General features: G+C 42.8%; 21 protein-coding genes. 8 read left to right on the top strand and 13 right to left on the bottom strand.

Annotated elements, in window-relative coordinates; all coding sequences use genetic code 11:
- Positions 1–88 precede the first annotated feature (88 nt).
- From BIT28_RS03755 to BIT28_RS03740, 4 genes are all read left to right on the top strand, one after another.
- Positions 89–1,411 (top strand): DASH family cryptochrome, encoded by a 1,323-nt coding sequence (locus tag BIT28_RS03755; RefSeq protein ID WP_075762302.1) that lies wholly within the window; start codon positions 89–91, stop codon positions 1,409–1,411.
- Positions 1,404–2,960, top strand: a complete 1,557-nt coding sequence (locus tag BIT28_RS03750) for a cryptochrome/photolyase family protein (RefSeq protein WP_425439625.1) — start codon at positions 1,404–1,406, stop codon at positions 2,958–2,960. The genes BIT28_RS03755 and BIT28_RS03750 overlap by 8 nt, the downstream gene beginning before the upstream one ends.
- 448 nt (positions 2,961–3,408) lie before the next feature.
- Positions 3,409–5,679 (top strand): bifunctional diguanylate cyclase/phosphodiesterase, encoded by a 2,271-nt coding sequence (locus BIT28_RS03745; RefSeq protein ID WP_075762300.1) that lies wholly within the window; start codon positions 3,409–3,411, stop codon positions 5,677–5,679.
- Positions 5,680–5,949: 270 nt separating this feature from the next.
- Entirely contained in the window at positions 5,950–6,201 is a 252-nt protein-coding gene (locus tag BIT28_RS03740) for a hypothetical protein (protein WP_075762299.1), read from the top strand.
- 70 nt (positions 6,202–6,271) lie between these two features.
- Here BIT28_RS03740 and BIT28_RS03735 read toward each other — a convergent pair whose 3' ends face one another.
- The 6 genes from BIT28_RS03735 to BIT28_RS03710 form a co-directional block, all read right to left on the bottom strand.
- Entirely contained in the window at positions 6,272–6,730 is a 459-nt protein-coding gene (locus BIT28_RS03735) for a GNAT family N-acetyltransferase (protein ID WP_075762298.1), read from the bottom strand.
- Between the two features lie 20 nt (positions 6,731–6,750).
- Positions 6,751–7,434 (bottom strand): MOSC domain-containing protein, encoded by a 684-nt coding sequence (locus BIT28_RS03730; RefSeq protein WP_075762297.1) that lies wholly within the window; start codon positions 7,432–7,434, stop codon positions 6,751–6,753.
- Between the two features lie 97 nt (positions 7,435–7,531).
- The gene (locus tag BIT28_RS03725; protein ID WP_075762296.1) at positions 7,532–8,581 is read right to left on the bottom strand and encodes a hypothetical protein; all 1,050 of its coding nucleotides are present in this window, start codon (positions 8,579–8,581) and stop codon (positions 7,532–7,534) included.
- 143 nt (positions 8,582–8,724) lie between these two features.
- Positions 8,725–9,039, bottom strand: coding sequence for a DUF1330 domain-containing protein (locus BIT28_RS03720; RefSeq protein ID WP_075762315.1), 315 nt, complete (start codon positions 9,037–9,039; stop codon positions 8,725–8,727).
- Positions 9,026–9,640, bottom strand: coding sequence for a short chain dehydrogenase (locus BIT28_RS03715; RefSeq protein WP_075762295.1), 615 nt, complete (start codon positions 9,638–9,640; stop codon positions 9,026–9,028). Before BIT28_RS03715 ends, BIT28_RS03720 begins: the two co-directional genes overlap by 14 nt.
- 23 nt (positions 9,641–9,663) lie before the next feature.
- The gene (locus tag BIT28_RS03710) at positions 9,664–10,632 is read right to left on the bottom strand and encodes a haloalkane dehalogenase (protein ID WP_075762294.1); all 969 of its coding nucleotides are present in this window, start codon (positions 10,630–10,632) and stop codon (positions 9,664–9,666) included.
- 173 nt (positions 10,633–10,805) lie between these two features.
- On the opposite strand from BIT28_RS03710, the gene BIT28_RS03705 reads away from it, so the two are divergent.
- Positions 10,806–11,426 carry a LysR family transcriptional regulator gene (locus tag BIT28_RS03705; protein ID WP_075762293.1) on the top strand — a complete coding sequence of 207 codons (621 nt, stop codon included), beginning with the start codon at positions 10,806–10,808 and terminating at the stop codon, positions 11,424–11,426.
- Here the strand turns inward: BIT28_RS03705 and BIT28_RS03700 are convergent, their stop codons facing one another.
- Positions 11,427–12,377 carry an IS30 family transposase gene (locus tag BIT28_RS03700; protein ID WP_075762292.1) on the bottom strand — a complete coding sequence of 317 codons (951 nt, stop codon included), beginning with the start codon at positions 12,375–12,377 and terminating at the stop codon, positions 11,427–11,429.
- A 61-nt stretch (positions 12,378–12,438) separates the two neighbouring features.
- On the opposite strand from BIT28_RS03700, the gene BIT28_RS03695 reads away from it, so the two are divergent.
- Positions 12,439–12,741: a LysR substrate-binding domain-containing protein gene (locus BIT28_RS03695; RefSeq protein WP_075762291.1), complete on the top strand. Its 303-nt coding sequence runs from the start codon at positions 12,439–12,441 to the stop codon at positions 12,739–12,741.
- 15 nt (positions 12,742–12,756) lie between these two features.
- Here the strand turns inward: BIT28_RS03695 and BIT28_RS03690 are convergent, their stop codons facing one another.
- The 6 genes from BIT28_RS03690 to BIT28_RS03665 all read right to left on the bottom strand — a co-directional run bounded on the left by BIT28_RS03690 (position 12,757) and on the right by BIT28_RS03665 (position 22,428).
- Entirely contained in the window at positions 12,757–14,088 is a 1,332-nt protein-coding gene (locus tag BIT28_RS03690; RefSeq protein WP_075762290.1) for an MATE family efflux transporter, read from the bottom strand.
- A gap of 131 nt (positions 14,089–14,219) precedes the next feature.
- Positions 14,220–16,238 carry a GNAT family N-acetyltransferase gene (locus BIT28_RS03685; RefSeq protein WP_075762289.1) on the bottom strand — a complete coding sequence of 673 codons (2,019 nt, stop codon included), beginning with the start codon at positions 16,236–16,238 and terminating at the stop codon, positions 14,220–14,222.
- A gap of 162 nt (positions 16,239–16,400) precedes the next feature.
- On the bottom strand, positions 16,401–17,987 hold the full coding sequence (locus tag BIT28_RS03680; RefSeq protein WP_075762288.1) for an aminotransferase class I/II-fold pyridoxal phosphate-dependent enzyme: 1,587 nt from the start codon (positions 17,985–17,987) through the stop codon (positions 16,401–16,403).
- A 524-nt stretch (positions 17,988–18,511) separates the two neighbouring features.
- Entirely contained in the window at positions 18,512–19,498 is a 987-nt protein-coding gene (locus BIT28_RS03675) for an acyltransferase (RefSeq protein ID WP_075762287.1), read from the bottom strand.
- Positions 19,499–19,961: 463 nt separating this feature from the next.
- Entirely contained in the window at positions 19,962–21,353 is a 1,392-nt protein-coding gene (locus tag BIT28_RS03670) for an MATE family efflux transporter (RefSeq protein ID WP_075762286.1), read from the bottom strand.
- A complete protein-coding gene (locus BIT28_RS03665; protein ID WP_075762285.1) occupies positions 21,334–22,428 on the bottom strand; it encodes a phosphotransferase enzyme family protein in 1,095 nt (364 codons plus the stop codon). Before BIT28_RS03665 ends, BIT28_RS03670 begins: the two co-directional genes overlap by 20 nt.
- A 524-nt stretch (positions 22,429–22,952) precedes the next feature.
- On the opposite strand from BIT28_RS03665, the gene hflK reads away from it, so the two are divergent.
- A complete protein-coding gene (gene hflK, locus BIT28_RS03660) occupies positions 22,953–24,020 on the top strand; it encodes an FtsH protease activity modulator HflK (protein ID WP_075762284.1) in 1,068 nt (355 codons plus the stop codon).
- A 2-nt stretch (positions 24,021–24,022) separates the two neighbouring features.
- Positions 24,023–25,018, top strand: a complete 996-nt coding sequence (hflC, locus tag BIT28_RS03655) for a protease modulator HflC (RefSeq protein ID WP_075762283.1) — start codon at positions 24,023–24,025, stop codon at positions 25,016–25,018.
- Positions 25,019–25,144: the final 126 nt, after the last annotated feature.

Below are 25,144 nucleotides of genomic sequence, written 5' to 3'. Positions count from 1 at the left end.
GGGGTGCCTTACGTAAAAGAAACAGCTCAATGAAATTCGACCCTTATACATTTTTATACTAAAACTGATACAAACAAGAGGAATAGCGATGATCACCGGGCTCTTCTTATTCCAAAACGATCTGCGTCTTCATGATAACCCAGCACTACAGCTAGCAGCACAAGAAGTGGACGTACTGCTCTGTGTCTATTGCATGCCCACAAGAAAACAGACACATCAAGCTTACACCTTTGCAGAACTGGGTCGGCACCGTCAGCAATTTCTGCTGCAATCACTAAGCTGCCTTAACATTCAACTTAGCAGTTATCATCAATATCTGCTCGTATTACCCGATCCCCCCCTAAGCACATTTCCTGAAATCATTACACGTTACAATGTCACAGCGTTTTATCGTAGTCAGCATTGTGGCTACTATGAAAATCAAATCTGGCAGCTACTTAAACAACAGTACCCGTATCTCTCGTTTACGACAAAAGCCACTCATACAATCTTTGAACAATCAGAACTTCCTTTTGATATTAATGACCTCCCTGCAACCTTTTCAAAGTTTCGAAAGCAAGTTGACGATAAACCTATACAAGTACCTATCCCCAAAGTTGACTGGCTGCCTTCCCCACCAGCCAACCGGGTTCAGCCCGCTTCAATACCATTTCCATCGACAGCATTAACCAATGAATTCACAGGCGGTGAAACGGCAGCTCTTCAGCACCTACAGGCCTATTTTTCTTCTCCCCACCCCAGCCAGTATAAATTAACCCGTAATGCACTGGAGGGTTGGGATAAATCCACGAAATTTTCTCCCTGGCTGGCACTTGGCTGCTTGTCGGTACGCACCTTACTTGAGACGTTAAGTCGGTATCAAAGCGAAATTGAACAGAGCGCTTCTACCGAATGGATTAAATTCGAGCTACTCTGGCGCGAATACTTCCAATGGTACGCCCATTGTCACAAGGCGAAGCTATTCTCGTTCAAGGGAATAAAGCCCCACGCACCAACAACCAGTTTTTATTTTGAGCGTTTCCGCCGCTGGTGTAACGGCAATACTCCCTTTCCGATCGTCAATGCCTGTATGAACCAATTAAATCAAACCGGCTATATGTCGAACCGTGGCCGTCAAATCGTAGCCAGTTGCCTGGTTAATGAATTAAGTATCGACTGGCGCTACGGTGCGACTTACTTCGAACAGCACCTAATAGATTATGACGTTGCATCTAATTGGGGAAACTGGCAATACCTGGCGGGAGTAGGCGCAGATCCCCAAGAACACCGCCACTTTAACCTGCAAAAACAAACCGAGACCTATGATCCCAACCACAGCTTTATCCGTAAGTGGAGAGGCCATCAGACCGATGGCAACTTAGATGCAGTGGACGCAGCAGACTGGCCGATAGGATTTAGTGATGATGAATAAGAACTACAAAACGCTTCGCTTAATACTTGGTGATCAACTCAATGCCTCGCACAGTTGGTACCGAGAAAAGGATGAACAGACCCTTTATCTTATTGCCGAAATGAAGCAAGAAACAAACTATGTGAAACACCACATCCAAAAAGTGTGTGCATTTTTCCTCGCAATGGAGCATTTCGCCAATAAACTCAAGAATGATGGACACCATATTCTGCACCTTACACTTGATGACACGTGCTCATATCACTCACTCTCTGACATGATCGCGTCACTCTGCAAACAGTACGCCATTAAACACGTTGAGTTCCAGCGGCCGGATGAATACCGTCTTTACGAGCAATTACACAGTCTGAATCTGCCTGAGAACACCTCCCTAAAAGAGTGGGATACTGAGCACTTTCTACTCGGTTATCATGAAATTATGGAGCTGTTCCCGCAAGGCGAGCATATATTGATGGAACATTTCTATCGCCGCATGCGAAAGCGTTACAACATTTTAATGGCAGAGGGTAAACCCTGCGGAGGTAAGTGGAATTTCGACAAACAAAACCGCAACAAAATTAAACCTGCCGAACTGGCTGATATTCCCGCTCCCTTGATTTTTGCAAACCCGCTCTCACAGGTTTTAAAGCGGTTAGGCCAGCATGGTATTACAACAATAGGCCATTATGATGATCTATTACTCTGGCCTGTTAATGTTGGGCAAGCCCAAGAGCTACTGGCGTACTTTTGCCGATACTGCCTGCCAAATTTTGGTCGGTTCCAGGACGCGATGACCAACCAGACGGATCATCAATGGAGCCTGTATCACTCTCGCCTCTCTTTTGCCCTCAACAGCAAACTTCTCCATCCAATGCAAGTTATTGACGCCGCAATAGATGCGTATCACGACACAGAACGTCAGATAGATATTGCCCAGGTTGAAGGCTTTATTCGCCAGATCCTGGGCTGGCGTGAGTATATCCGCGGGGTCTATTGGGGCAACATGCCATATTACCGGGATCTCGATGCGCTCGATAGCCACCGCAAACTCCCAGATTTTTTCTGGACCGGCAAGACTCAAATGGCATGTATCAAAGCCGCAATAGGCCAGTCTCTGGACTATGCTTACGCTCACCATATTCAACGCCTGATGGTTACCGGGAATTTTTGCCTGCTAACAGAAATCAATCCTGATGAAGTGGATGCCTGGTATCTGGGCATCTATATCGATGCTATCGAGTGGGTCGAAATGCCTAATACCCGGGGCATGGCCCTTTATGCCGACAACGGTATCATTGCCACCAAGCCCTATGCCGCTAGCGGTAATTACATCAATAAAATGAGTGATTATTGCTGTGGTTGTCACTATAACGTCAAACAAAAAACTGGCGGTCAATCTTGTCCATTCAATAGCTTATACTGGCGCTTTATGCACATTCATGAGAAAACTTTGGCAAAAAACCCCCGTATCAGGATGATTTACCGAAGCTGGGATCTGCTCACCGATGATCAACAACAAGAAGTTCTCGACCGGGCTCAATACTGCCTCGACAACTTATCTTCTCTTTAGCTACATTAAGGCATTGGAGTTTGTTGCCTAGACATCCCCTATTTAACCTTTCCCCTGAATGTGAACAAAATATTGTTGAGTGCCTAAGTTTTAATTTTTATAAATACTCTTGTTACTTATCAACTCAAAATATATTTATTGACATAACACGCAATGAGAACAATATGCATCCAGAGTAGTATTCATTATGAATACATATATGTACTTACATTTAATAAAAGCCTGGTAATTTCTTCTTATTCAGCTCGAAAAGCAATATGTTTGACAAACCACACCCAATAAAAACACGAATAATCAAAGACATAGAAAGAACCCTGTTAATCTTAACGCTTTAGTTATTAAAGTATTTGTCTTTAGTTCCATACCTCAAATATTGACTTAAACCCTGTTAATTCTTCATATCATTAAGTAATATATAGCTATATCAATAAGTAAAAATCTAATTCAAATGAAATCTAATCCCAACTTGTTAACTCAAGTAAATCAGTCACAAACTGAATTAGCCCCTATACACGAAACAAACCAGTCACTTTCTCATGAATTGAGTAAAAATAGCGAACGGTTTGTCATTGCGTTGCATGGTGATAACCAAGCGGTGTGGGATTGGGACCTAGATACTGATGAAGTCTATTACTCTCCACTTTGGAAGTCGATGCTGGGTTTCGAAGAGGATGAATTAAATAATCATTTAGATACCTGGAAATCGCTGGTTCATTGCGATGAGCAAGAAGCCATACTAGAAAAGGCTCAAAATTACATATCGGGCAGGTCAGATTCATTTGAAGTGGAAATGCGTTTACGTCACAAACAAGGTTATTACGTTTATATTCGGTCTATTGCACTTCGAGTGTCCAAGTTCTCCGACTCTAAACCTAACCGCCTTGTGGGCTATCATGTCGATATCTCAAAGCACAAAAGAGCAGAGCTGTTCGCCAAAAAGCACACTAAAATCCTTGAAATGATCGCCAAAGGCTTTCCTACCTCCGAGATTTATACTGAAATCGCACTAATGTATGAAAACCTCTATGTCGGTATGCGTTGTTCCATGCTCGAACTGGAAGGAGACACACTACTGCATGGCGGAGCGCCCAGCCTGCCCCAAGAGTATTGCGACGCAGTTAACGGCCTCAAAATAGGCCCGAACATCGGCTCTTGTGGAACATCCACCTACACTGGCAAAAGAGTTCTTGTTGAGGATATTGAAACCGACCCCAAATGGTCTGCAATTAAGCATGTCGCCCTTCCGCATGGCATGCGCTGTTGTTGGTCGGAGCCAATCATCAGCTCCACGGGTAAAGTATTAGGTGCGTTTGGCATGTATTACAATCACCCTGCGCTCCCGACCGAAGATGAATCAGACGCTCTAACTTCCGCAGCCATGCTGACCAGTATTGTTATGGAAAGAGATCACAATCAAAAAAGGATCAGAGAACTCGCCTATACCGATGAGCTCACAGGGTTTTCAAGTAGAAGTTGCTTATATACCAACCTTGAAGCATTGATAAAACGATCTTCCAGCGAGAAAAGCCAGTTTTGTTTGTATTATCTTGATCTTGATAACTTCAAAGATATCAATGATAGTCTGGGACATGATGTTGGTGACAAGCACCTTCAGGAAGTAGCAAGCCGGATAGCCTCGGTTGGCCAGGGCACGCATTTGTTAGCCCGACTCGGTGGTGATGAATTTTGCATCATTGTCAAAGAGGCGACGAATAAGGACACTGCAGCAACCATTGCTGCTCGCTATCTTGACATAATAGCTAAGCCCTCCGACGTCTGTGGCAGAAAATTCATTCAAACATGTAGTATTGGAATCGCATCCTACCCAGAAGATGGGACAGATCTTCAAAGCTTGCTGAAAGCGGCAGACACAGCTCTTTACACAGCAAAAGATCACGGTAAAAACCAATATGCATTTTATAGCAAAGTGCTGGCAACAGAAGCTGAGTATCGTTTTAAGGTAGAGCAATACCTGAGAGAAGCCATCGAACAACAAACCTTATCACTTGTTTATCAGACCCAGCATGATTTAGATTCAGGTAAGATCGTAGGGGTTGAAGCATTGTCCCGGTGGCACCATCCTGAGTTGGGACAGGTTTCACCTATTCAATTTATCTCTATCGCTGAACGAATAGGCATGATAAAGCAGCTAACTGAACAAGTACTTATAACTGCATGTACACAATTAGTCGCATGGAAGAAGCAAGGGTTACCTTCTATACGCGTGGCTATCAATATTTCTCCCAATCACTTTCTTGATCCTGACTTTGTTCCATTAGTTTCAAGAGTTATTGCTGAAACAGGCATAGCGGCATCAGATTTAGAATTAGAAGTGACAGAAACTGTCGTTCAAACACACCAGAAAAACCTGTCAGTGTTTCGGGAGCTGAAGACACTCGGAGTATCATTGTCAATCGATGATTTTGGAACTGGGTATTCATCATTTGCCTCTCTCAAACACCTTACCGTTGATTGCCTTAAAATTGACAAGTACTTCATTGATGACTTACTTACCGATAAAAAGACACAGCTATTAGTTAGCTCAATGATAGAAATGGCACACAACTTAGGTTGTAAAGTCGTCGCCGAAGGTATCGAAGAGCCTGAACAAGCGCATAAACTGAAGCAACTTAGATGTGATATGGCGCAAGGTTACCTCTTCAGCCAACCTTGCAGTCCTGAAGAAATCTCCATGCTAGTTAATAGTAAGATAGCCTAGTCAATTGGTTTAAGGGATGTGCCCGTCGCGAACACATCCCAGGACAGGTGCATTTTTATGCTAACAGGCTGAAAATAGTCTTTTTTCATAGCTTCCGACGCTTCGCAGGTTCTATTCATCATGCATCAACTGTAAAGTATATTCATCGATAACTCTCGCCTCTATACAAGATGTAACACAGCAAGATATAGCCGAGTAAAGTACCTTCTGGCTATCCGTCCTATGCTGTACTCAAGGGGTGGGTATACAAACAAGCAAAGTGATAATCATATGAAATTTGATGAAAGCGTAATTGACAACCTTGAAGAACTTGAGAACTTTCTTCGATTGGTAGAAAGTGGCGGATTGGGCCTGAAGAACGCCGCCGGTGTCGCTCTGGCAACTAACAATGCTGACGGCCGCCATTTTGTTGCAGTCCTTGATGACAAGCATCAACTGCTTCTCGGGCGCTGGGTGACTGAAGAAGTATACGAAAACGGTAAGGACCTTGTTCGTAACGGTCCTAAAAAGAAGCTGCACTAAAAGCTTTTAGCTGACTTAGCCTTTTCTGACAAAAACGCGAACTATTGGTTCGCGTTTTTGTTGTTTAATTTCAACCCTTATTGGTAACCGACATATCTTTATCCATAAAAATTAGGGTCCTGCCATTAGACTCATCAGTCTTGAAAGTTTTATATCCCATTTTTTCATAAATATGTTTTCCTCGAGCATTCTCTTCAAACACATCAAGCCAAATTCGACTCGCTTTTAGGCGAGTAACCACAAATTGCTCCATTAACTTCATTGCTTTCTGGCCAATCCCCAGCCCCTTTTGCGATACAACAATACGTCTAAATTCGGCACTTTTACTGTTTTCATCAACCACAAGAATGATAAATCCAGCAATCTCATTAGCATTTTTAATCGTTAGGTAATGGGTATCTTCTTTCAAGTACTCGACTAGATGCTTCTCAGCCGTATTGGGAATGATATAGCTTGCGTTGTCAGCAAGCTGCTCCATTTCCGCAAATTGGTTTAGCTCTGTTTCTAAAGATGAGGATAACTGGACCATTACTATTTCCTTGTTTACATTCATGCGTGACCAAGCAGTCTGAAGTTCCAATTTTCAACCTTTCTCGTTTCCAACCGAAGCTCGACTTTACTCATCCAGCTTTGCGATAACCGGTCTTGTTGTAGGAGCTTATTCAACCCTTCCTGGTTCAATGGGTCACCAAAATAATACTCGCAGACTTCTCGCACTGACATTGCACTCTCGACACGTTCTACCAGTACTAATGGCTCTTTCAGGTTCACTTTACCCGGGCGAATAACACGGTAGAGCCAACCACAACGGCTAATGTCTTGCATCTCTACCGCAAATTTTTCCACGCCCCAACGTTTGCTGAGTTTGAAACACGGCGAACGCGGCTGACTGACCTCTATAAGGGCCTCTCCCCATTGGTAACGGTCGCCTATACATACTGTCTCTTCGGTCATCCCTTCCGAGCTAATATTTTCCCCCATTCCCGGGGCTTGCCATTCAGATTCAGATTGGTATTTATTTCTCCAGTAACGATAGTGCTCCGCCGGATATTGGTGGAGAGCGCGCTCAGCACCACCGTGATGTTTGTGGTCTGCACACTCATCCCCTTCCAGCCCTTGCTCAGAAAGATAGATATCTACTTCCACCGCACACTTATCAATGGCCGTTTTCATGCCATACCGACTGGCCACCTTGCCGCAATATACACCGCTAAGAGGGTACTTCTGTGTCATACCAACTTCCTTCTGTTTTAACTCTCATCATGGACTACTCGGGAATAATCGGACATTGAGAGACATTGGGTATTAGCCGCAACCGTTTTCAGCAGCGTTATGAAGCGCTCAAACGTCTCATAATTTTAGGCTTTTGGGCTTCTTCAAATAACGATAATTTCGCTGACCAATCATAATTACAATAAAGCGCCATTTCGCTTTTAGTCATTTGCCCTTTTCTCTGTAAGCTTTTATCACCTTCTTCATGGTGGTGATAAATGACTTCACCTGACTCGCAATGAGCCTGAACAAATATGTTCGGCTGATTCTTATTGAAAGTGAGAGTGGTGAGAATATATTCACTCAACTGCAATTCTTTCGCCCCCTCACGCACAACAGGCATTACCATAGAGACAGAGTGAAGAACAGGACGATACCAACTCATTGGCTCTAACAGTTTCCCTTCAATATATGAATAGTTTACTGCCTGCATCCACGGCCTTTTTTCTATTTGCGCCAAGGCATGCTTTTCAAATAGATATATCGGGTAACTCGTATTAACGAATGAGACAAGCAGTAATGACATTATCCATACTGGGATTGTCAAACATTCCACTTCGAGTAATTCTTTACACCAACCACGTGGAAGACGGTCGGCAATTAATGAGCACACCAATAAAACGCCCATACCACCTACGGAAGCAATGAGCAGTAAATCCAGGGCTCCAGCTGTACCAATCATGTACATGATCCAAGATGTGGCATCTTTCTCAGAGTTCGAAAAGCTATAGACGCCCCATAACGGCGCAATTACATAAAAGAAAACAGTTAGGTGGTCTCCATAATCCTTTTCTGGTTTCATTAAACCGAGTACGAATTTGATCAAGAAAGTCACCGAAAAAGCGGTGAATAGGATGCCTACACTGCTTTTTGTCGTCCAATTGATCACTGTCGTCAGGACATCATATTGCGAAATACTAATATTGAAAGCGATCAGAATAGAGCAGGCCAAGATAAAGACAGTAGATGACAGTTTTCCATCTTGCTTAATCCCAAGTTTCAATTGATAAATTAAAACATTAACCAAAAAAACAGCCCCCAAGGCGGTTATCAATACACCAAAGGGGGCTGTAAGCAACCAATTAATTACCGATTGTACCGTTTCCATTCACTCTCTCTTACCATCATAAAAATGCGGTCGTGAATGTTAACGATATCAATAAGATGTTTCAATATTTTCACTAGCTTAATTAATAACTTGAGTGGTATGAGTGATGTATCTCGACATCACTCATCAACATTAATTGCTACTTAGTCAATTGCGACCGAAAAATTACTGTCGACAATATCGGTTCTTAAATGTTTAATGGTCAAATATTCATCCGAGTTCAGGCAAGTTTTCAAATGCTGCATTGAGGGAAATTTAACCAGTGACAGCTTGGCATCTGAACCTAACCAATTACCTTCCAACACTTCGACACTTTGATCCGAAGTTCCTGCCACCAAAACCTCAGCGCCATGAGCCTTGAATATTGGCATTGCAGCCTGAGCATAATCAGCCAGAGAAGCGTGCCCTTGTGGTAATTCAATTGATGCCACTAAATAGGCAGGTTTATGCTGACTCATATTGCCCCCCAACTGCATCAAACACGATCCCTTTGTACTGGCCATCAAGACTGGCCTGATAATACGTAGCGACATCCTTTGCTGGTATTCCAGTACTGCTATCGATACCGCAAAGCTCCATCGTTTCTTTTACCATGCCAGGGCTCACCGCATTGATTCGCTTGCCATCTTTTAGCTCCAAGGCTGCAGTTGCGACAAAGGCATTAATTGCTGCCACTCCCATGGCAATTGCAGTGGTGCCCGGCATCGGATGATTAGCCGCCTGACCCGACGTAAGCGTGATTGAGCCCCCTTCATTTAGATAATCAAGCCCCTGGCGAACCACGTTAACTTGGCCCATCACCTTGTTGTTTAGCACCTCAAGGAAAGCAGAATCACGCATTTCATCCAAACTCCCCATTTGCCCATTGCCCGCCATGCTGATAATGGCATCGACCATTCCAACCTTTTCAAACAGAGACTGGATGGAGTCCTTACTTTCAATATCAACCGTATAATCACCCTGGCTGTGTCCTACAGCAATAACTTGGTGAGCTTGCTGTAGATGGCTAACAACCGCTTTACCGATAACACCGTTCGCGCCAATTGCTAAAATTTTCATCACTTCTCCTGATAATTTGAAAATTAATATTGTGTTTGCTCTAACCAACTAATGACTTTCGATGCCAGATGCTGAGATTGATCTTCTTGTAAGAAATGCGAGGCGTTTTTTACCGTTATATGTGGTTGGCCCTGCGCCCCACTAAAGTTGTTCTGAAACTTCTTGTCATAGCCTCGCTCTGCCAGAAACGGGTCTTTATCACTGAATAACGTAAGAACAGGTTTGCCCCACTGTTTAAGCTGCTTCCAGTCTGCATTGACCTGATCCAATTCCGAAGCCACTATTTCCGGCATTTTGCGAGGCGCGGCATAATAATCTGACGTCGGAAACGGCGCATCGTAAGCCTGCATTTCATCCTGACTAAGCTGCCTGGTCGTGAGGGTCTGGATGATTTCCCCTATTTCCAGTTGCTCTGAATGTCTGAAATACCCAGCCCAGTTACCGTAATTGATGTTATCGGCAAATTTACTGATGCTTGGTTTACCCGCCATCGCCGCCATCAGCTTAAGCACTTTAGGCACCATGAACTTTTCCAGACCTTTCATTTCAGCCAGTGCGGTATTAGATACTACTAACCGTTCCAGCCACTCAGGTTCCTTGGCAAGCACTCGTAACCCGATCATTCCTCCCCAGTCCTGCATGAAGGCCGCGGCATTTTTTATTCCTAATTGGCGAACAAAACTGGTCATCCAGCGAACATGATTACCATAGGAGTGAACATCGCTGCTAACCGGTTTATCTGACTTACCAAAGCCGATTAAATCTGGCGCAATGACGCGATAACCGGCATCAACAAACAAAGGCACCATGTGCCGGTATAAATAGCTCCATGAAGGCTGGCCATGAAGCAGAAATATTGTTTTGTCATTGCCTTTACCTTCATCGAGGTAATGCATTCGCATGCCATCAACTTCCAGGTAATTTGCTGCAAACGGATAATCCACTAGGGATGCGAACGCCTCGTCCGGAGTCCTGAGTATTTGCTGGTTCATTTCCATTTCCTCTCTGGCTGCTTTTCTTAATGGCCTACAATTTTGACCACCCTGTAAATGCCCTGCTCGTGACTGATTGAGGCCCTTGGGTGCGGTTGATGTGTCTACTTTATTCCTAAATATCGGTCGAAAAAAGCATAGCTTTTAGACCAAAACGGTCATATTATTTGACCATGATTGCATTAGAACATTTGCACGTTATCAACGTGATCCATCAGGAAGGTAGTTTTCGCAAAGCCAGTGAGCGTCTGTTCAAGGCTCGGTCCGCTGTTTCATATTCAGTCAAACAGGTAGAAGAGTATTACCAGATAGAGATCTTTAGCCGAGACACCTATCGCCCGGAGCTCACACGCAATGGCAAAATTCTGATTAACAAGATTCAGCATTTGCTCAGTGAAGCCAATGACTTTGATATGTTCGCCCGCCAAATGAACAGTGAGGTTGAAGCCGAGCTGCGCATCAGTATCAGCGCTATATTTGCCATGGATAAAGTCACGAAACTGCTGGAAAAGCTCAAACAAGAATTTCCGAAAACCATTATCCACCTCGATATTGAGACAGCATCGGGGGAGCGGATGTTACTCGATGATCTGGTTGATATCGGTATCTATGGCGGGCTAGAACAAGATACAAGGGTGCAATACCGCTGTATTGACCATTGCAAGCTACCGGTGTTTATTTCAGACAAATTTCCCTTGGCTAATAAGAGCAGTATCAATCAGGCAGACTTAATCAACTTCCCTCAGGTAGTTGTTAAATCTCTTAGTTTCAACTTTGAAGTGCGACAAAAGTAATTAGTGTGCATAGCAATATCCTGGGGTGTAAAAGCCGAGTCTTTTTCTTGGTCGAGTGTTGAGTTTATGGGCTATCGCATTGCAATTTTTTTGTGTTACGTGTGCCATAGAGCACCCTTTCGGTAGGTACTGTCGAATAAGGCCATTGGTATTTTCATTGGTTCCTCGCTCCCATGAGTGGTGTGGGGTAGCAAAGTAAAACAGAACACCGGTCGCTTTCTCAACCTCTTTGTAGCCATGAAATTCGGTACCATTATCTGCAGTGATCGTTTTGAATTTGCTTCGGTGTTTCTTAATAAATTCAATGGACTTTGAGGTTACTTGGTTTTTCGTTCGAGCCGTTAGTTTGCCAATAAGCGTGTATCCTGTTTTACGTTCAACCAGCGTCAGTATGCAGTGTTTTTTATCTTTGCCGATAACGGTGTCGATTTCCCAGTGTCCAAGTTTGTCGCGGCTTTCAACCTCATTCGGACGTTCAGAGATATGCCGCTTATCAGCGAGGCGACCACGGCTGTCGTAGCTTCGGTAGCGCTTTCGTCGTTGCTTTGGGGCGCATCGCAGATGCTTGTATAGCGTCCCGCCTTGCTTTTTATTGAGCCAGATATAGCGGTAAATGGTCTCATGGCTGATGTTGAGCATGTCCCTGGTACGGAGGTAGCCAGAGATTTGTTCAGGGCTCCAGTCGGCTTTGATAAATGCTTCGATGATTTGCATCTGGAATAGAGAAAACTGGCTGTTTTTACGAGACTTTGAGCGCCTTCCTCGGGTTCGGAAGCCTGCCTTATGAACCCGATAATGGTTGTCATTGCATTTATTGCGCTCGACTTCGCGGTATACGGTGCTTCGGTGAACCCCGATGACATCCGCGATAAATGAGACAGATTTTCTTCGAAGCCGTAGCTGGGCAATGGTATAGCGTTGTTCACCTGTAAGTTGTTTGTATTGTCTCATGCGCAGCCTCCAAGATAGCAAAATAGAAGGTTGAGGCAGGAGAGCATTATTTCAATAATGGTTGTCGCACTTAGTATATGAATTCGGCTCTTCATACAAGACCAGCCCAGACTCCGGCATCGTAAAAGATGGGATTCAATGGTATGTCTCAGATCAGCACACAAAAAAATCACTGATACGCAGCGGACTCGGCTGGGGAAGATTACCTACTCATGAAATAGAGCAAGAGATTAAAGACAATAAGCTTATTCCTATAAAGACACAAAGAACAATGGAAGTGCCTGTCTATGTTGCCAAACTAAAAACCAAGGCCCTTGGGCCGGTAGGCATGACGGTGTGGCAATTCTTTGAAGATCACGAATAAATCTTGCTTGTGTTATCAGGTCAGGCTCTTGGCCCACTCCAATCTCACAACGCGCAGCCCACTTAGCATCAGCTTAACCAATTCCCCTCCCCCAATTGCAATCAGGTATACATACATCACAGGCAGGTTGAGTTGAACACACGCAAGCGCAAGTGGTACCGACGTCCCCCACATGCAAATGGTATCAACCATGAATATGTACCGGGTTTGGCCACCAGATTTTAGCGTTCCCATCATATTGATCGAATTCACTGTAATTAGCGGCAACAGCATACAAAAAAGCAACGTTATCTTTCTGGCCATCTCCGTAGTACTTGGCTCAAGCTCGTATAGCCCAATAATCGGTTCAACAACGTTCGCCAGAATAACAGCAACAACCGCAGCAAATATAGCCCCGATGATATTGAGCTCTTTAGCTATACTAACGGCCTTGGCAATATTATTTCGGCCAAGTTCATGACCGATAATAATGCCGGTCGCACAACTCATCGCAATGATCCCTGTGGTTGCTATTTTTTCAAGGCTGTTGAAAACATTGACTGACACCAAGATGTCTGTTCCCATTCGGGCGTAGATGGCCGTTAATGTCGTCGTACCAAGAGCCCAGCACGTATAAGAACCAATCACCGGCAGAGCCGTCTTCAGGTAACGAAAAATAAACCCTCGCTCAATTTTTCTGAAATCATCAATCGATACAAATACCGGATAATCACGTTTGCGCGCCAAATAAAATAACAGCAGGCACTCGAAAAGTCTGGCACATGTTGTCGCAATAGCCGCGCCAACAACACCCAGCGCCGGAAAGCCAAAATGGCCAAATATTAAGACATAGTTCAGCGAAACATTGATAAGCAACGCAAGTGCACTGGCATACATCGCTTCTTTGGTATGGCCGAACCCACTGAGCATTTGTCCCAACGTAATAGACGCAGCTGAGAAAAAATAAGATACCGCGACGATAACCAGGTATTCTTCCGCCAGATTAATCACCTGGGTATCTGCAGTAAACAGCCGCATCAACACATCAGGAATGAAGAATGCAGCTCCTACAAACGCACAGGTAACTAAAACGACAAGCATGCTGCAGAATGCAATCACCTTACGAATGCTGGCGAAATCTTTCACGCCATAGAACTGAGAAACAAATATAACGCCTGCGCTGCTCACGCCGAACAATGAGATAATTAGCAGCATCATGATCTGGTTGGCAAGGCCAACGGCAGCAATAGCTGTTTCACCAACCTGACCGATCATAAATACATCTGCCAGGTTAATGGTTGCGGTGATAAGCCCCTGCAGCGTAATTGGAATCGCTATATGGAGCAGCTTCTTATATATATCTTTCACTGTTTATTAGCTTCTATATGAAAATTGATAAACTTGCGTCGCTTTAACAATTGAAATAGGACAGCTGTAAACCCAGTGCCAACTAGGTATCACAGCTGTGGTTACACGTATTTCAATGAGAATATACAGTCCTACCTGTCGGTCAGGTTATAAGCGAGCAGCTGAACGTTATCGAAGAAGATATCCTGTACATAATCAAACGTTCCGATAACTTCAAACCCCATCTTTTGATAGATGGCGAGCGCATCACTACTTTCATATACCGTAAGTACTACCCTGCTACATTGTTGCTCCTGAGCATCTTTTTTGACTCGGTTAAACACCTGGGAGAAAACGCCCTGACCACGAGCACTGCTTTTAAGCGCAACGGTACTTATAAAATAATCATCATCTCTGAGATGTGTCAGGACAAAATCATCGTATGCATTATCAACAGCTTTCATCTCATCACGGTAATAATAGGGAGCCTTGATGGCATCATATTGAGCACTGCTGCCCGAAATTACGAACCCCATAAATTCACTAGACGAGTTATCGTCGTAAATACCATCAAGCAAAGAAAGATAAGGCTCTATGTTTTGTTTTTTCTGTAACTCAGTCAGGTTTACTCCCAGCACATTACCTGCTGAGCAGTATTCCAGATAACTAGTTTCAAAAATGAGTTTTGCCATTTCATAGCGGTCTGCTTCACTTGTTTGCTCTCCGGGAATAAATCTCACCGCCTCCCTAGCTGTCAAACGATTGTGATTGTGGAGCTGAATATTTGCGTCGACTCGTGACATAACACCATACCAAAACGCTCCTCGCTCAATGGCCTGCTGATTACTGGCAATCATGAAATCACCAAACACTTGGTTTACTCGATCAAGATATTCATCGGTACTTAGTACGTTGTAGTAATGATAGTGCTCAATATCGGAACGCAGTTGCAATGGATAGGCCATTCTGGGCACTTCATCGACATAGTAAACATCACCCATTTGAGCCAAGTCCAGCGCGCTGTCTAATGTCCAGTCCGCCTGAGTCAGATTGGCTATGCAGCGATCATAACTTTGGCCCTCTTGCTCATCCAGCGGAAGATGAATACCCGTAATAATATCATGAGACAAACGCATGCCACGCATACCGCAAAGTACTGGCTCAGTTTGATGATGGAACAATACTGAGTAGGTCTGGGTGAGTTCATCATGGCTCATAAAGCTGCAGCCAATATGCAGCTTCCATTCATCATAAAGCTGTTCAAACACAAGCAGTTCAAACTCACGGTTTTTATACGGCATATCCTGAGGCAGGCGCATGTACTGCTCATGCAGTTTATCGAGGATACTGCGCAATGACTGGTTGTTTTTCCTGGCGACAATCAGCCCGGTTTCATCAAGAAACAAGTTCATCCAGTTAAGATGATGACGTTGCCACTCACCGGCATCATTTTGGACATAATGGCTATAGTCCGGCACTTCAGGCTTGGCAAGGAACAGTGCAGCCGGTTTATAGGGAATCGTGTCACTGTCCATATACACACCGCCGAACTCAATCACAATCATAAACCTGAAATAGTCCGACAATGTTGCGTAATAGCCCTTGTCATGCAGCAAATTAACAGCACTGAAGTAATCTTCCGCCTTTGCCAAGGCCAGCAATTTTAATGAATTGACATGAGAGACATGATCACCAAATCGATACTGGCCAAGAGTGAACTCCCCAGCTCCTCCTGTCGAGACATAATGAGGGTCAGTACCAAGTTGATCCTCATCCCACACCCAGAGAATGTTCTTGTAAGCATTATCATTAACCGCCTGAATGGCGGCGTCCCATTGAAGCATCGCACTTTTTGTTGGTTCGGGCAGACCGCCCCCCATCCAGATCCTATGAATGAGCTTTTCATCTTCACCCAGCTGCTGGGTTGGCACAGCGAACAACGACGAGCAGCGTGAAATATCTAATTTCTCGCTGCGGCAACGAACCCATTCCCTCGTTTCTTCTAATTGCAAATGAAAATTCTGTTTGTGCTCTTCCAAGTCTTGAGTATTTTCCTTAATGGATTGCTGAAGCTTGAGAAAATCCAATTTAAGTGTATTTATTCTTTGCTCAAATTCACTGTGAAAAATATTACTTGCTATCGTTTCTACATCTAGGTTTTTAGTCGCCATATATTAACTCGTCATCTTAGGTCATTCGTGATATTTGAATCCGGCATGCACCAGCAAACACAAACGGTGTTTAATCAAACAATCCGTCTTTGTTACATCTTCTGGTAGTATGAGTTGGCTGCCATGAAGCTATGCCAGTAAGCTGATTGATTAGATAGTAAATTAACCAGTTTTCATGATGTCGGGTTCAAACATTACCGTACTGCATTGACTAGGCTCCACCTCGTCATAATAGTCATGAACAGAGGGAGCTCTGAAGATATTTGAGGAACAAACCTTATCTTCTATGATATTGATATACTCAAGGCTTGAATCTTCTAATCCTTGTACTGAAATATTGGTTAATTTCAGCATGTCGATATAGCGAACTATTTCATCCGTAATTTCTTCTCCCGGATACAAAATGGGAATGCCCGGAGGGTAAACCATAATAGACTCGCCACTTTTTTTGCCCACGGCCTCACTCAACAAGCACCTGGTTTTAGTTGCAAAGAATGCCTCCCTGGGGTTATCCAGCATTCTCGGTGTCTTACTTAAATAATTTACAACAGGGATCGTCGCGTTATTTGTTTTTCGAGTATATTCTTTTGAAATATCACCAAGTGCTTGTAACACCACCATGAGGTCATCTTTACTGTCCGCATAACTGGTAATGAAAAGGACATTATAGAAGTCTGACAATTCAACTTGAATATCAAATTCAGAGGTTAATATTTTCTCTAATTGGAAGCCGGTAAGTCCTAAGGCCCTAGCACTTACGGTTATCTTGGTTGGATCAAACGCGAACACCCCTTGGTAATCTAACACCTCTTCGCCAAAGCAGTGCATTCCTTCTATGGTATTAATGGCTTGCCGAAGCCATCTTGCATTACTGATAGCCTGAGCCACCAACTCTTTCCCTTGTAGAGCAACTTGCTTTCTGGCAACATCCAGCGACGCCAACAGTGGGTAGGATGGCGAGGTCGTTTGCAACATACTCAATACTTTTCTTACCCTGCTCCCCTCAATCATCTCGCCTTGAATGTGCAGTATGGAGCCCTGCGTCAACGCTCCTAGCAGCTTATGTGTACTCTGGGTACAAGCATCAGCACCGGCTGCCATTGCCGAAATTGGAAGCTCATCAGAAAAGCACAAATGCGGACCGTGCGCTTCATCAACAAGTAATGGAATATCATAGCTATGTACGAGATCGACAATAGAAACAAGATCAGTAGAGGTACCATAGTAAGTCGGATTAATCACCAAAACGGCCTTGGCGTCGGGGTGCTGAGATAAAGCATGTTCAACAGTTGAAGGGGAGACACCATGAACAATCCCGTTATTTGAGTCTATTTCAGGTTGCATGTAGATAGGAATAGCGCCGCTTAGAATAACCCCTGAACTCACAGAAACGTGGATATTCCGAGGAACCAGTATTTTCTCTCCCGGTTTCACAGCAGATAAGATCATTGCCTGAATGCCACCAGAGGTACCATTCACCGTGAAGAAGCTTTCTTTCGCGCCAAATGTATCAGCTGTCAGGGCGAGCGCTTTTTTAATATGGCTCTTGGGATGGTGAAGGCCATCAACCATCTCAAATATAGTGACATCTATCTTGAATATATTAGGGCCAATATAGTCATAAAAATCTTTATCTATCCCGCGCCCTTGCTTGTGACCGGGCACATGAAACGGGGCCATATTTCTTGCCGCATATTCATCTTTTAAGCTGCTGAATATTGGTGTCTCACTTTGGTCTAATTTCCCCATTTTTCGCCACTCTACTTATTCGTAACCAATATAATCTGTAGTGACTCACCCAAATAGATAGCCTCGCTAAATTGGAGCATCACTTAACCCAGCAAAAACCTTACTGTGATAAGTAATAACAGGACGTGTGTTTCTCTACAAAAGCCAGATGCTTAGGAAAACATATGTTTATAGCAACCAATTTATTGCGGTTATTATCACTGTTGCGAATCACATCAATAACCATAAGCAAAAGCATACAGGCGTAACATTAAACAATAAATCGAACAATTTGCTTTTGCGAAGCAGTTCAAGCAACAAAAAGAAACAGATTACAACGAAAGAAAATCTAAACAGCTTCTGATATTAGAAGGAAATACTAGAGAAAGGTTACAGCGTTGTACTAATTTTCACAAAACAAATCACAAGGTTTATTAAATCCACCGTTAACATTAACAGGCCAAATGATAAAGAAAACCAACTTAACTAATAAAGGCCTCTTTACTGTATAAATATGCATAATAAAAAGGCCACCTAAATTATTTTTAGAACCCTACCCACTTTCCGATTTTCTTAACCTTGCCGAGGTAGTATATGACTACAAAGGAGATCCCACAGGTTGCAACAGCATAATAACTAGCATCTAATACCATAATACCCGTAATAGATTCTCCAGAATAATTTACTAACAAATCCAATATCAAGTGATGAATACAGTAAACACCCATAGTGTAAATGCTAAGCTTACTCAATACGCTCTCTTTACCTGTCAAACCATTAAAAAACATATACAAGCAAATAGTTGCAACTGTCGTAGTATACATAGTACTAGCAGAAAAATTAAAAGCGATATCATTGCGCTGATCAATGAAGTATACTGTGAAGCCTACGGCAGTTAGCATTGCAATCAAATAGCCAAGAAAACTAAAGTTTTTGACTCTATTAGTTACAACAAAATCTTTTAATATGTCTCCCATTGTAAAGTAACCAATATAAGTAAACAGCTGTAATATCTGAACTTTAGCTGTCATTTCGAATACTGGTGCAATTAGTAATGACACAATACTAAATATAACATATCCCTTTGGGGATAATTTTTCCTTTATCTTGTACAATATAGGCGTAACCAAATACAAGCCGAAGATCATGTATAAGAACCACAAGTGAACATAAGGTACTCCCATTACAAAGTCCATTATGTTGCTCTCTAGCGTGCTACCTGCAACAAATACCAGTTTATATACACTATAAACTAAAGACCAAAACAGTAATGGGTATAGTATTCGTTTCGCCCTCTTTTGATAAAACTCTTTCAAGCTAATCGAAGAAAGGCAACTCATCATATACCTACCGCTTACCATCACAAAAAGTGGTACGGCAACTCTGGTAAAAACAGCAATGGATGTTGAAACTTTCAAGTCAACATTATAATAGTCATAATTCGCAACGATATAGATGGCAAAACTGTGCAGTATTATAACCATCAAAATGCCAACAACCCTTAAAGAGTCGATGTTATACTCTCGATTCATTTCCAGATCCTTCAACTGTTTTATTATCAACCTTAACAATAATTATCACCATGACGTCAAAATCTCATTTATCAATGATAATTAGCACCCCAAACAATACAACATTTGCGTGTTACAAATTAAATAAAATCTTAAAATTACAGTATATACTTACATTATCAATATAACTCAAGAGATAAACGTGAGCTTTTTACTGATTCTCAAGAACTATGTTATATAGGAATTTTTCCCCTATATATAATTCTTATTGAGAACGACTAAATTTTAAAATTATTCACATATAAACAAATAAACATTTAACGCACTTAAATGTTAAATCTTAGATGATCGGCTCAATACGTTAAACGCAACAGGTAAGCAGTGAAGTATTAGGAAATAAATGACATGGCTCGTCATTATCAATGCAGGTTAAAGCCCCAAACATATAGCCGAGAAGGTCATCTCCTCAATGGCTTAAATATCATCAGACCAGACGCTTAAGCCAAAAACCAGCCCTCATTCGACGGACAAAAATCCCAGCCTTAAATACTTCTTCCAGACAGATTCCGACAAAGGCGCCGATCAGCCCCCAATCACACCATATACCAAGAACATAACTCACTGGAGCTCCTACTATAGCGAAACTAAGAAGCGTGATGTTCATGACTGACTTGGCATCTCCTCCAGCCCTTAACAGCCCAGGTATTACCGAGTTAATGGAAGTAAAATAAAGTGAAAATGCGAGAATCCAGATGCAGATATAAGCCAATTCACGTGTCTGGTCCTGAATGTTATACAAGCTCAATAAAGGGTTAGCAAATAGAATTAATAACAAGACAGGAACCGTCATTATCAACAAACCAACCATAATTGCACTGTTAGCACTTGCCTGTGCCTGGCGAAACTTCCCTGCCCCAAGCAGCTTGCCGATATGAATCGCGGTTGCTTGCTGCAACCCTCCTACAGGTAACATAAAGAGACTTTTAAACGTTCTGATTATTGCATATCCCGCATAAGCAATCGCACCGACTGAATTCATCAGTACCGTATAGAAGACACGCGCACCCTGCCAGTAAAACCCATCAATAGTGTTCGGGTAACCAAGCTCTACGATTTGTCTAAGATAGCGCCACTCTGGCATTAGCAGGTTCTTGATTTTGAATTGGCGTAATAAGCAGATCAGTAGAGTTATACTCTGCCCTACACTGGCGATAAGCGTTGCAAAAGCGGCCCCTCGAAGCCCCAGCGGCGAAAATAGTGACTCCGCAATACCAGGGATAGGTAAGCCAAAAATAAGAATATAATTGCCTACAAAGTTCACCACATTGAAAAATATCGCTATTTTAACCGGTGTTTTTGTATTACCTGACGCGTTGAATACCGCAGATATCATTTGTGAGAGTAGCATACAGGGTACGGCAAACGCGACTATTCGCATATAGCTGCCAGCAATACCAGGTACAGCCGACCAGTCACCACTAGGAAGAAAAATATCTGTCGTTAATATTGCTATCAATTCTTCAGCATATAAATAAAAAACAGCCCCCAGCACAACCCCACACAGCCAACCGGTTGCCACCATACTCTGTGCGACATGTACTAACTTTTGCGGCTGGCCTGCACCTGAGTATTGTGAAACCAGAATGCTTCCCCCCGTCGACAACGCAGCAAACAGCAGGAAACTAAAAGATAATAGCTGACTTGAATTACCCAGTCCGGAAATGGCACCTTCACCTAATTGGCCAATCATTAATGAGTCGACAAAACCCATCAATGTAAAGAGAATACCCTGAATCATAATCGGCAGTGCCAATTTAATAATAGGACGTGCCAGACTCGGCCTCACAAATCGTAAACTATTTTGAATCAAGATCATTCAATACTCTCTTGATGACTCTTTGAAGCACTTGCCTATCTTTTTCCAGACGAGAAAGCTCCCACTCAAACCATTCGATATGTTCCAAGCACTCTTCTTCGCTATTCGTCAATTCGAAAAACCGAACGATATAAAGGGGTACAGCTTCAACAAACAGATATATATACGACAGCTCTTCCGCAGTTAACTCAGCTATCTTACGATATTCAGTGATTATCATTCGCCAGTTATCAAATAATACTTGTTCAGCGACATCTTGTGGAACTTCAAAATCATCTGAATTCAACTCTTCGCGACTATACCTTTTCCTCATCTCACTGAAAAACAATATCCGGCTCGTCCAGTAAATGTCGGCTAGACGATGGTCATAACGCGAAAAATCAAAATCGATCACCCCGGTGTAGCTGACATCCTGATCATAAAAGAGATTAAAACAATGAAGATCACCATGGATATAGCATTTACTCAATACACTCAGATCATGAGTCGCCAACTCATCCTCTAATCGGCTAGCAAGAGCAATTAGTTTCGGGAGCAAGCGAGACATTTTCTTGACTGAGTTTCTCGACTTGTCTGAAGCTTCAATCTGCACATATAAATTGGTTAGCCACCTTTTACATGCAACCATATCCAAAAACTGGATGCGCAACCCCGGATACGGCTCTTTGAAACTACGCGTAGCCTGATGGAAATCAGCTAATGCATGTACCGTTTCTCTGTAGGCTTTCTCTGGAATTTCGCTTTCCCAGTTATATGTCATATCAGGAACATACTCCGTCATGACATAGTAACTACCATCAAACTCAACAAATGGGAATCCTGTCTTATCCGCAACAATTGCCGGTGTTGGGCAACCATTACGATTGAGGTGATCTATCAGCGCAACCTCATTGCTCACTAGCTCATGCGTATTGCTCTTAAAGCAGTTTTTTAGGACGAACTTGCCATCTTTAGTTGGAACGATAAATACTTCATTTGCCATACCGAAATAACATAATGTGACATTATCGTTGGGGTATTTCTCATATACGTCTAATACAAACTGTAATCGACGCTGCACGGGTTCTGCAGCCATGTTCGAAACCTCTCCATGAATTCATAATATAAAAACATTTTCCCCAGTAATTACAGCCTCAACAAACTTGAGTCCTGGAGAAACACCAATGCAATTTTATAAACAATTGTGGTTCATGTAGGTTTGTCTACAGAGAATTACCAATGTGGAACTTAGACTATTAATATCAGCAGAAGTAAAAGCAAGCCAACATCAGAAACATATTGAACGATTCAACCTAAACCCGACGCTATATCATTAGATGATTACAGACTAAAGACTCAATGAAAATTGCATGATTTATTAATTCTGCAGCAAGATATTCACACATAATGTGACCAAGACCTCGATTCACATTATGCTACAAGACTTATAGGCTATTTTTTCAAGCTATCTATATAACTACACTGACTTTTCGATTTTTGGCACTGCTTCTTAACTTGTTTAGATATTGCTCTAAGCCTCACCGTTTGCTTGCAAAATGCTTAAAATCCAACCAACCTTACTAATGTGGTTTTGTTTGCAAACATCGCAAGGCAAGCATTATGACATCGCCTAAAGATAACAACCCAAACGGAGAGCCTTCAAACCAAGGTGCAAAACTGCCCTCCAAATCTGGTGGTATGTTTAGTAAACGTTCAGACACAATAAAGCGCTTTTCCCCCTATGCGGATCTGAAGAGTGCTACAACATTTTTAGTCGTTGTTATTGCAATAATTAGCCTCTGGCAAGCCGTGTATACCGTTCCTAGTGACTCTGTTGCTGTCGTACAACGATTTGGCAAGTTCCATAAAGAAATACAGCCTGGATTACATGTTAAGTTACCGCTTGGCATCGATGTTGCCACAATCGTCCCTATCCGGCGTCAATTAAAACAAGAATTTGGTTTTATGACACCAGGAACGAGCGATCCCTATCAGAGTGCCAGTGGCCATGATGTTGCTTTGGAAACGCAAATGGTAACCGGTGATTTGAATGCTGCACTTGTTGAATGGGTAGTTCAATATCGTATTGCTGAACCTGTAAAGTTCTTGTTCAAAGTTCGCGAGCCAAGCGCCACGCTTCGAGATGTCTCTGAGTCAGTAATGCGTGAAGTCGTCGGAGATCGAACCGTTGATGAAGTTATCACTATCGGTCGGCAAGAAATTGAATCTGAAGTACTTATCAAAATGCAGAATCTGGCAACCAAATATGCCATGGGGATCAATATTGATCAGGTTCAGCTCAAAAATATTAACCCTCCAAAACCCGTTCAGGTTTCGTTTAACGAGGTAAACCAAGCTAAACAAGAAAAGGAGAAACTCATTAATGATGCTCGAAGAGATTACAACAAAGTGATCCCTTTGGCCGAAGGTGAAAAAGACCAACGCATCCGTGAAGCTGACGGCTATAGACTGAAACGAATTAATGAAGCAGAAGGTGATACAGCTCGCTTTAACGCTCTGCTGGCGGAATATAGCAAAGCACCTGAAGTCACCCGCCAACGCATATACATTGAAACCATGCAAGCCGTATTACCTACCATTCGTACAAAAATCATTATCGATGACCAAACACGTCAAGTTCTGCCATTTCTTGATCTCAAGGCAGATAATAACAAACAGAGCAAATAGCCATGAACAAAGTAAAGCCCTTCATTGTTTTTGGTATCCTGGCCCTTTTTATCATCACGGTGAAAGGAGCACTGTATACGGTAAGCGAAGTTGAGCAAGTCATCATTACTCAATTTGGTAAGCCCGTTGGCGAGCCTGTGACAGAGGCTGGACTCAACATCAAAGTCCCTTTTATACAAGATGTTAATGTTATAGATAAACGCATCTTAGAATGGGATGGCGCTCCTTCCGATATGCCAACAAAAGACAAACTATATATCTCCGTCGACTTATTTGCCCGTTGGCGAATAACCGAACCCTTGCAATACTTTCTCCGCTTGCGAGACGAACGCAGTGCTCAATCCCGCTTAGACGATATCCTTGGAAGCGAAACGCGCAATGCTATTGCCAAACATGAATTGATTGAAATAATTCGCACCACAAAAAACCGTACTCCCCTTCGTGATGATAGCCTGCTCGATACCGAAAGAGATATAAAAATGGGAAACCTAGTTCCAATACAGAAAGGACGAAAACTGGTTGAAGAGGAAATCTTCTCTGCAGCAGCAGAAAAAATCCGGGTTTTCGGTATAGAACTATTAGATATCCGGTTTAAGCGCATCAACTACAACGCCAGTGTCCGCCCCAAAATTTACGACCGCATGATCAGCGAGCGACGCCAAATCGCTGAACGTTATCTATCCGAAGGTAAAGGTGAAGCTGCAAGAATCCGGGGAAACCGGGTTCGTGATTTAAACAAGATCCAGTCTGAAGCTTATCGTAAGGTAGAAGAAATACGGGGCTTGGCCGACGCCAAAGCTGCAAATATCTATGCTCGGGCGTACAATCAAAATCCACAAGCCGTAAGCTTGTATGAATTTACTCGTACAATGCAGTCGTACCGCTCTATTCTATCCAGGGAAACTACGTTGATACTCTCCACAGACAGTGATCTGTTCAAGTTTCTAAAACAAATAGACACAGAAATTGAATCCAAGCAATCGCCAAATAACCCATAAATGGAGTACCTCTACTTAGTTATTTCTATACAGCTATGTCCGATACTGTTTTTGCTTAGCCAATACCGGTTGTTCTTCAGTATTGCTTGTTTAACCTGAACTTCTGCCGTTTCGCATCTTTTTTTA

Source organism: Photobacterium proteolyticum (genome assembly GCF_001939735.1).
Classification (GTDB): domain Bacteria; phylum Pseudomonadota; class Gammaproteobacteria; order Enterobacterales; family Vibrionaceae; genus Photobacterium; species Photobacterium proteolyticum.
Note: the sequence above shows the minus strand (reverse complement) of the source record. Positions and strands in the feature narration are given on the sequence as shown.